The following is a 6,253-nucleotide window of genomic DNA, read 5'->3' as shown; positions in this document are numbered from 1 at the left end:
ATCAGTGAAAAGACATGAGATCTTCCCATGACAGATAAAACCAAACTGGTTGCTATCTCACGAACCGATGACATGAGCGCTCTGGATGCACTCAAGCTCTTGCGGTTTCGCCGGTACAATACGGCCAGAAGTCAGTTAAGGGTCACGAGTGTCTGGTCTGCATGGTGCGCCAGGCACGGTCTGACCCCCTTCCCGGTCACAGCGGTTGATGTCGAGCGCTATATTAATGGGCTGAATGGATCCGTTAAAATGGCGACTATCTCTCATTTTATTGCATGCCTTTCAAGCGTTAACAGCAGCCTGGGTTTTCCAGACTTCCGCAACGTTCTGATAAAAGCACTGGTTCAGGTATGGCGGGCGCGGGAGAATGAGAAAAAAATCGTCACCGGTCAGGCCCTTCCATTTCTTATATCCGATCTCAATATTCTTCGCCGGTCGCTGCATAAAAGCGACGACCTGAGAGACATACGGGACCTTGCAATGATATGGGTTGGGTTTGAAACCCTGCTGCGTAACGTGGAAATTCGAAGGATTAAAACCGGCGACCTGAAATGGCAAAATGACACGTCCTGTTACCTTCTGGACGTCATGCGGACCAAGACAAGCCTTTCAAGTAACCTGACATTTCAGCTCTCACCACAATGCAGTCAGCATGTCAGACGGTTGATTGAGACGGTGGAATACACCGATACCGAAACCTTCGGGCACCGTTTTCTTTTTCAGCCTGTAAACATCCATACAAACCGATATTTCCCGTCCACCAGCAGTAAGCTATCGCGGGGAAAATCCATAGACAGGATGCTGGTCAAAGCAGGATTCAGTGAGGGGTTACTGACGCAGCTACAGAATGAATCAAAGGTATCACGGGAAGATGTTGGTATGCTGTCCTCTAATTCACTGAACCAGGCATTTGCACGCCTCTGGGGGATTGCCGGGAAGGTCGGCGACAGTAACCGACAGTCCGGGCGGTACCGGACATGGACAGGACACAGTGTGCGTGTGGGGGGAGCCATAGAGCTGTTTAAGGCCGGGTACTCCCTGGAAAAGATTACCGAGATGGGGAACTGGTCTGATCCAAAGATGGTCTTCCGTTATATCCGTGGATATCTTGCCAGTGAAAAAGCCATGGTAAGCTTTATGCGTAATCATCTGGACGACATATAGATTTTACTGAGAGAAACGCCAGCACTCAGCAACATGTTTCTGAGCGCTGGTCACTTATGAACTTTTCAGATATTCAGTTCTTTCAAATCTGTCACAACAAAATCCCCTTTTCCTGAAAGACTGTCAAAATCATCGAGTGTAAATTCATGGGTGTGATACCAAATGACCCTGCATGTGGGGCAGGTAACAGGTAACAAATCTTCCGCTAACTTTTCGCTGTTATGGATAACCTCACCCATCTCGTTATGTTCGACAATATAACCACTTATGCAAAGGGTTTCGTACCCATGAGCACCGGTAACAATATGGGTTGCTGTTCTCTCACGAATTTCCCCATTAATTTTAATCTGCTCTCGAGTGGTAATCGTTCTTTTATTATTCATGAAAACTCCGGATGATATTTAAAAACGGCTGACATTGCTACCTGCTTCGGAATAATTGTGAAGGCAGCCAGGAAACCTGAAAATATGTTACCCTGTGCCTGAATCAGTTCTGGTGCGTCTCACGAATGAAAATGAGAGGCGATATCATGGATTATCCTTTTTGAGCAGCTTTTCTTCTTTTCTTTGTTTTTTTAATCTCCGTTTTGCCCGGAAATTTGCAACGGTATAGAGAGTGACAGATGCAATGAAATTCACCAGTGCAGCAAACTCTACTGCCAGATTGATCACGGCAGGTTTGACAGGAAGCCAGAGTGAGACAAGGAGAAGGAGGAACGATGTGATACACCGTAAGGCGTGTACATTAGAGCCTCCACTCTGGTTAATCATACCCGTACCGGAACAGATTTTGTTTGTCAGATAATTTAATCCGAATGCACAAACAGCAGTTACTAACAAGAAAATAGCGTAAGTCATTTTTCCTCCAGAGGCTTTAATCTTAATTTGACCACGTTAACCAGTTTCATTACTCCCGCCTCATCCGGTACGAAAATGTAACGACATCTCGGCCATGTCGCGTGTGTAAATATCTTACCAGCGGTGTTGATATTCAGAGGCATAAGCCTTTCAGTCTTACTCAACGGCATTTTCTCTATCGGGATCAACCCTGACTTAAAACTTTTTATCATTAAGTCGAGAGGGGTTTTACAATCTTTATTGCTCATCGTTTCTGTGTAACGGATCATCCCGGCAATCGTTACCTGTATCGTTCCTATATCAGATTCGAATTTCGGCAGCACCGGCCAGTAAGGAATTTCAAAATCCACACTGGTAAGCGCCTGTTCGTAACCCTGCTCATTTGTTTCTGCAACCGTTTTAAGGCCTGGAAACCGGGCGTGCATAAATTTGATAATCTTTACCACATTGGGCGTGCTGGCCTGACGCTGATATATCTCTGGCAGCCATGTGGACGTGGTGGCCCATGTCGTGGTGCATGCATAAGTTTTTTGCTCCATATGCCATAAAATAGAGGTGTCAGCCAGGAAGTGATGAACAGTCAACAGCTCGGCCAGCAGCCGATCTTCATCTGGATGTGTTATGGCATTTTTGAAACAGACCTGTACACGAAAACGTTCTTTTGCAGACAGAAAAGTGTTTCCCCTACTGACGGCCACTTTGTATAACCTCCTGGCCGGATCAGCTTCACAAATCCCGGTTAAAATCCGGCTCATTTTGACTCCCTGATGACTTCCACCAGCCCTATACGGGGCAGGACAGAACGATATTTTTCATTAAAATCGCCGCGCTTCTGCCTTTCACCTTTTACGTAATTTTTTAACGGATTAAACCGGCCCGGTTCGCTGAACAAAATTAATGGTAAAGGCGCGCGAAAGTTGAGTTTGTACGGCCCATGAACATCATCTGGATCTTCAGGACTGGTGTACCGGATATTGACGTTAACAGCCGGAAAGTTACTTTCCCGGATAAGCCGAAATTTTCTCAAATTTTCATCGTCATGACTCACTTCATCATTGAGCAACGACAGCATCATGATTTCTTCGGTTCGTTCCTGTTTCAGCCGTTCAACATCCTGTTTTGTCAGACTGATATCCGGCTGGAGCTCAGTTATCTCCCTGCGTAAGCGGTCGATAACCGTTTCCAGCCGGGTAAATTTATGAATGACAGGGATTTGCCAGGTGAACCCCAGGGAGCGAATTTGCTCAGTAACGATCCGGATATTACGGGACACCTGTAAAGTCACCAGCCACGGGTAAACCTGGTGCAGAATTTCTGACCGGGAGTCCTGGTAATGAGTGATAGCTTTTACAGCATCAGCAAATTTGTCACGAAGCCGGTTGATTTCACCCACCAGCGACATCACCTGATCATGATTGTTTCTGACCACAACGAACCCGGGGTATTTTCGGGTGATTTTGGTTGAATAATGCTCATCCCTGACATGGACTTTATCAACCCGCTGCTGCCGGTAAATATCCACCAGGGTGTCGACGTCGGGTACCGAATGAGTCACATTGATTTCCTGTGGCGGATTCAACTCCTCAACACTACGGGGCTCCGGGAGCGAGGCAAGGTAAGATGAGCCGATATCGCTGTGACGGAGTAAACTGTGCAGCTCACCGAGTTTGCGTAGTTGCTCTTCGTTGTAATGGGCAAAGTCAGTATTCATATCGTCTCCCGTATCGTATTCCTGAACGTGCGACGGTAATCGTTAAACAAACTCTGGTAAAGACTTAAACGTCAGCCATACAGGCTGGCGTCGCCCGTCCCGGCATACTCTGACGAGGCGATAACGGTTTTTCTCCATCGTGACCAGCCAGTACCCATCGGAGACAGGGCGGTCGAGAGTGACCAGTTTTAACCCGTAAAAACCCATCGAGGTAAACAGACGCCCTTCCCGCTCCCGGAAAGAGACCGTAAAGGACGGGAACAGAAGCCAGAATGCAGTGAAGAAAACATACCAGGTATACGGAACAGTCAGTTGTAGAATTTCATAGTTCCTGACGGTAGCTGTGACCAGGCCAAGGCTGAATACAGCAGCAATGCAGGCATATACTTTGAAAGACGCGCTATCGGAGTTTTTCCAGGTAATACCACTAATACAATGCACTTTGCTCATCGCCTTGCCTCAATGTAGTTGTCTGCGCACTTTCATCCGGGGAAGAATTTCTTTCTCCCACAGAGACCTTGCATTCCCATGCCCCCCCAGGAGTTGCATAGCACAAACCCTGTTAAACACAGTTACTTCTTTCCTGATTGCCTGGGTTTGACTGTCTGTGAGCTCAATGCATTCCGGTACCAGCTGCATAACACCGTTCATCATTTCGGCCTTTATGAGGCCTGGACCGTCTTTTGGGTCGGCCTCACAGGATTCCTTTACATTAAACCCGAATGAACAAAGAAGCTGGCCCTGTGCCTTAGGCCCCATCTGGACCCCCCGGCTATCGACGGTAAAGCGGACGATCGCGTAATCCCCTCCCTGATCGCTGGTTATGTTTCTTACCAGCATGCTGACCGGAGTCATATGAAGCCAGCTGTAGATACCCAAAACAATTTCTTCTTTTAAAATCATATTCAATTTACTGGTTCTCATTTTCTAATTTATGAATATGAAAACATAAAAAAAAGCTCTGTAAAGCCCTAATCTGTAGAAAGCAAAGGTTTGGTGGCTTTTAACTTGTATTCAATAAAAATTCCGGCTGCATCTGCAGCTGTTATTTCAGACAATATGGCATCAATGATTTCCGGCTCCGTGATGTTATTGAACCCCTGCTTACGAACCATCTCTTTAACGCACTCAAAACGTCGGGCTGTTGCCGGGTCGATGACAAATGTATTTAGATGCACATCTTCGCATACGCCAGACGTCTCATTTAGTTTCATGTTCACTCTCCAGATCAGGGATGAAGTCAAAATTGTACGCAATTGCTTTTTCAGGTGAATCACCCGCGATAAGTTTTAACCATGAGTAAGAGTCTTGCTGATTAAGAAAAATAACGAGATAACCTTCGTCAGCACTGTTTCGCTTCTTAATAAATTCAATCTCAGTATCCATGCCAAAACCAAATGGACCATGTATCACGCGCGACTGTTCTGGAAGCATTGAGCTGAACATTGATACCACGACATCCCTCAACTCTAAATTTTGGTGAGCAATGAAAGCAACTCTTTTACCCTCCTTAACAGAAGCTACAATTCGTTTAACACTCGACTTGACGTTATAGTGATACACAATCAACCGGAGCCGTGTCATGCAAAGGAAAATAATACATACGCAGCTGACAAGAGCCCCATAAACTGAGCCTTCAATAAACCAGTAGAGGAATCCCAAAACAACCAGTCCCAAAAAAGTAACTATACTCAACAGGAAAATATAAAAATTAATTTTACGGCCTTTTGGATACCAGGTAGATGCAACGGCTATAATAGCCATTACGCCGACTAATGCTGGACTGACCCCTCCCCGGTAGATGATCCTGCCCTATAGTGTGAGCACAGGAGGAGCCTATGGGCACACCACGATTTACACCTGAATTTAAGGAAGAAGCCGTCCGTCAAATAACGGAATGCGGTTATTCCGTCGCCGAAGTATCTGACCGTCTGGGTGTTTCTGCACACAGCCTCTACAAGTGGCTACGGGCTATCAAACCTGATAACAGCGAGCAGTATGCCCGGGGTATACTGGAAGCTAAAAGCGAGACCCTGAAACTTCGGGCGCAGCTAAAACGAACCGAAGAAAAATGGGATATCCTGAAAAAGGCCGCGCGGTACTTTGCAAGGGAGCCCGGCTGAAGTACCGCTTTATCAATGAGCACTGCACTGTATGTGGTGTCATGACGATGTATCGGGTACTGAATGTCGCCCGGGCCGGGTACTATGCGTGGCTGCATATAACGGCGAGCGCCCCCACGAATCCCTGAATAACCTGACGCTGGAAGAATACCGGCTGATGGCTGAAACTGATCTCCTCCCTGAAAACAGTGCCAGGCTAAACTGAAGTCTCCGGTCTTTCTTCCATCTCACAGAGAGGCACATCGCCATGAAAAAGACCCGCTATACCGAAGAACAGATAGCATTTGCGCTGAAACAGGCCGAAACCGGCACTCGGGTGGAGGAAGTCTGCCGAAAGATGGGTATTTCTGAGGCCACTTTTACATCTATGGACTACCTCCGTTTTGCAAGTACTGAAT

General features: G+C 46.7%; 10 protein-coding genes and 1 pseudogene. 3 read left to right on the top strand and 8 right to left on the bottom strand.

The features are described 5' to 3' along the window. Nucleotides 1-27: 27 nt before the first annotated feature. The gene (locus ACKLKD_RS27210; protein ID WP_014386529.1) at nt 28-1,164 is read left to right on the top strand and encodes a tyrosine-type recombinase/integrase; all 1,137 of its coding nucleotides are present in this window, start codon (nt 28-30) and stop codon (nt 1,162-1,164) included. Between the two features lie 65 nt (nt 1,165-1,229). Here ACKLKD_RS27210 and ACKLKD_RS27205 read toward each other — a convergent pair whose 3' ends face one another. The 8 genes from ACKLKD_RS27205 to ACKLKD_RS27170 all read right to left on the bottom strand — a co-directional run bounded on the left by ACKLKD_RS27205 (nt 1,230) and on the right by ACKLKD_RS27170 (nt 5,496). Further along, complete coding sequence (locus tag ACKLKD_RS27205; protein WP_004026552.1) at nt 1,230-1,547, bottom strand: hypothetical protein; 318 nt, start codon at nt 1,545-1,547, stop codon at nt 1,230-1,232. A gap of 144 nt (nt 1,548-1,691) precedes the next feature. Further along, a complete protein-coding gene (locus tag ACKLKD_RS27200) occupies nt 1,692-2,021 on the bottom strand; it encodes a hypothetical protein (RefSeq protein ID WP_016946351.1) in 330 nt (109 codons plus the stop codon). Beyond that, on the bottom strand, nt 2,018-2,776 hold the full coding sequence (locus tag ACKLKD_RS27195) for a hypothetical protein (protein WP_004181760.1): 759 nt from the start codon (nt 2,774-2,776) through the stop codon (nt 2,018-2,020). The genes ACKLKD_RS27200 and ACKLKD_RS27195 overlap by 4 nt, the downstream gene beginning before the upstream one ends. Further along, complete coding sequence (locus ACKLKD_RS27190) at nt 2,773-3,732, bottom strand: DNA replication terminus site-binding protein (RefSeq protein ID WP_014386528.1); 960 nt, start codon at nt 3,730-3,732, stop codon at nt 2,773-2,775. Before ACKLKD_RS27190 ends, ACKLKD_RS27195 begins: the two co-directional genes overlap by 4 nt. A 42-nt stretch (nt 3,733-3,774) precedes the next feature. After that, the gene (locus tag ACKLKD_RS27185; protein ID WP_016946349.1) at nt 3,775-4,182 is read right to left on the bottom strand and encodes a hypothetical protein; all 408 of its coding nucleotides are present in this window, start codon (nt 4,180-4,182) and stop codon (nt 3,775-3,777) included. 9 nt (nt 4,183-4,191) lie between these two features. Beyond that, entirely contained in the window at nt 4,192-4,656 is a 465-nt protein-coding gene (locus ACKLKD_RS27180; protein ID WP_004181762.1) for a hypothetical protein, read from the bottom strand. A 47-nt stretch (nt 4,657-4,703) separates the two neighbouring features. Next, nucleotides 4,704-4,946 carry a hypothetical protein gene (locus ACKLKD_RS27175; protein WP_004181763.1) on the bottom strand — a complete coding sequence of 81 codons (243 nt, stop codon included), beginning with the start codon at nt 4,944-4,946 and terminating at the stop codon, nt 4,704-4,706. Continuing rightward, nucleotides 4,933-5,496 carry a hypothetical protein gene (locus ACKLKD_RS27170; protein ID WP_043875877.1) on the bottom strand — a complete coding sequence of 188 codons (564 nt, stop codon included), beginning with the start codon at nt 5,494-5,496 and terminating at the stop codon, nt 4,933-4,935. The genes ACKLKD_RS27175 and ACKLKD_RS27170 overlap by 14 nt, the downstream gene beginning before the upstream one ends. Nucleotides 5,497-5,570: 74 nt before the next feature. Between ACKLKD_RS27170 and ACKLKD_RS27165 the strand changes: the two are divergent. Both ACKLKD_RS27165 and ACKLKD_RS27160 read left to right on the top strand, forming a co-directional pair. After that, nucleotides 5,571-5,968, top strand: a pseudogene (locus ACKLKD_RS27165) (transposase); the annotation flags it as partial. A 134-nt stretch (nt 5,969-6,102) separates the two neighbouring features. Then, nucleotides 6,103-6,253 (top strand): transposase (locus tag ACKLKD_RS27160; protein ID WP_170967399.1); only part of this gene is annotated, 151 nt, incomplete at its 3' end.

The organism is Klebsiella sp. 10982 (assembly GCF_048589245.1).
GTDB lineage: Bacteria > Pseudomonadota > Gammaproteobacteria > Enterobacterales > Enterobacteriaceae > Klebsiella > Klebsiella quasivariicola.
Note: the sequence above shows the minus strand (reverse complement) of the source record. Positions and strands in the feature narration are given on the sequence as shown.

Bases quoted from the DNA above. Each gene is read 5' to 3' on its own strand.
- ACKLKD_RS27175 (WP_004181763.1), bottom strand. From the start codon at position 4,946: ATGAAACTAAATGAGACGTCTGGCGTATGCGAAGATGTGCATCTAAAT.
- ACKLKD_RS27205 (WP_004026552.1), bottom strand. From the start codon at position 1,547: ATGAATAATAAAAGAACGATTACCACTCGAGAGCAGATTAAAATTAAT.
- ACKLKD_RS27170 (WP_043875877.1), bottom strand. From the start codon at position 5,496: ATGGCTATTATAGCCGTTGCATCTACCTGGTATCCAAAAGGCCGTAAA.
- ACKLKD_RS27180 (WP_004181762.1), bottom strand. From the start codon at position 4,656: ATGAGAACCAGTAAATTGAATATGATTTTAAAAGAAGAAATTGTTTTG.
- ACKLKD_RS27200 (WP_016946351.1), bottom strand. From the start codon at position 2,021: ATGACTTACGCTATTTTCTTGTTAGTAACTGCTGTTTGTGCATTCGGA.
- ACKLKD_RS27190 (WP_014386528.1), bottom strand. From the start codon at position 3,732: ATGAATACTGACTTTGCCCATTACAACGAAGAGCAACTACGCAAACTC.
- ACKLKD_RS27195 (WP_004181760.1), bottom strand. From the start codon at position 2,776: ATGAGCCGGATTTTAACCGGGATTTGTGAAGCTGATCCGGCCAGGAGG.
- ACKLKD_RS27185 (WP_016946349.1), bottom strand. From the start codon at position 4,182: ATGAGCAAAGTGCATTGTATTAGTGGTATTACCTGGAAAAACTCCGAT.
- ACKLKD_RS27210 (WP_014386529.1), top strand. From the start codon at position 28: ATGACAGATAAAACCAAACTGGTTGCTATCTCACGAACCGATGACATG.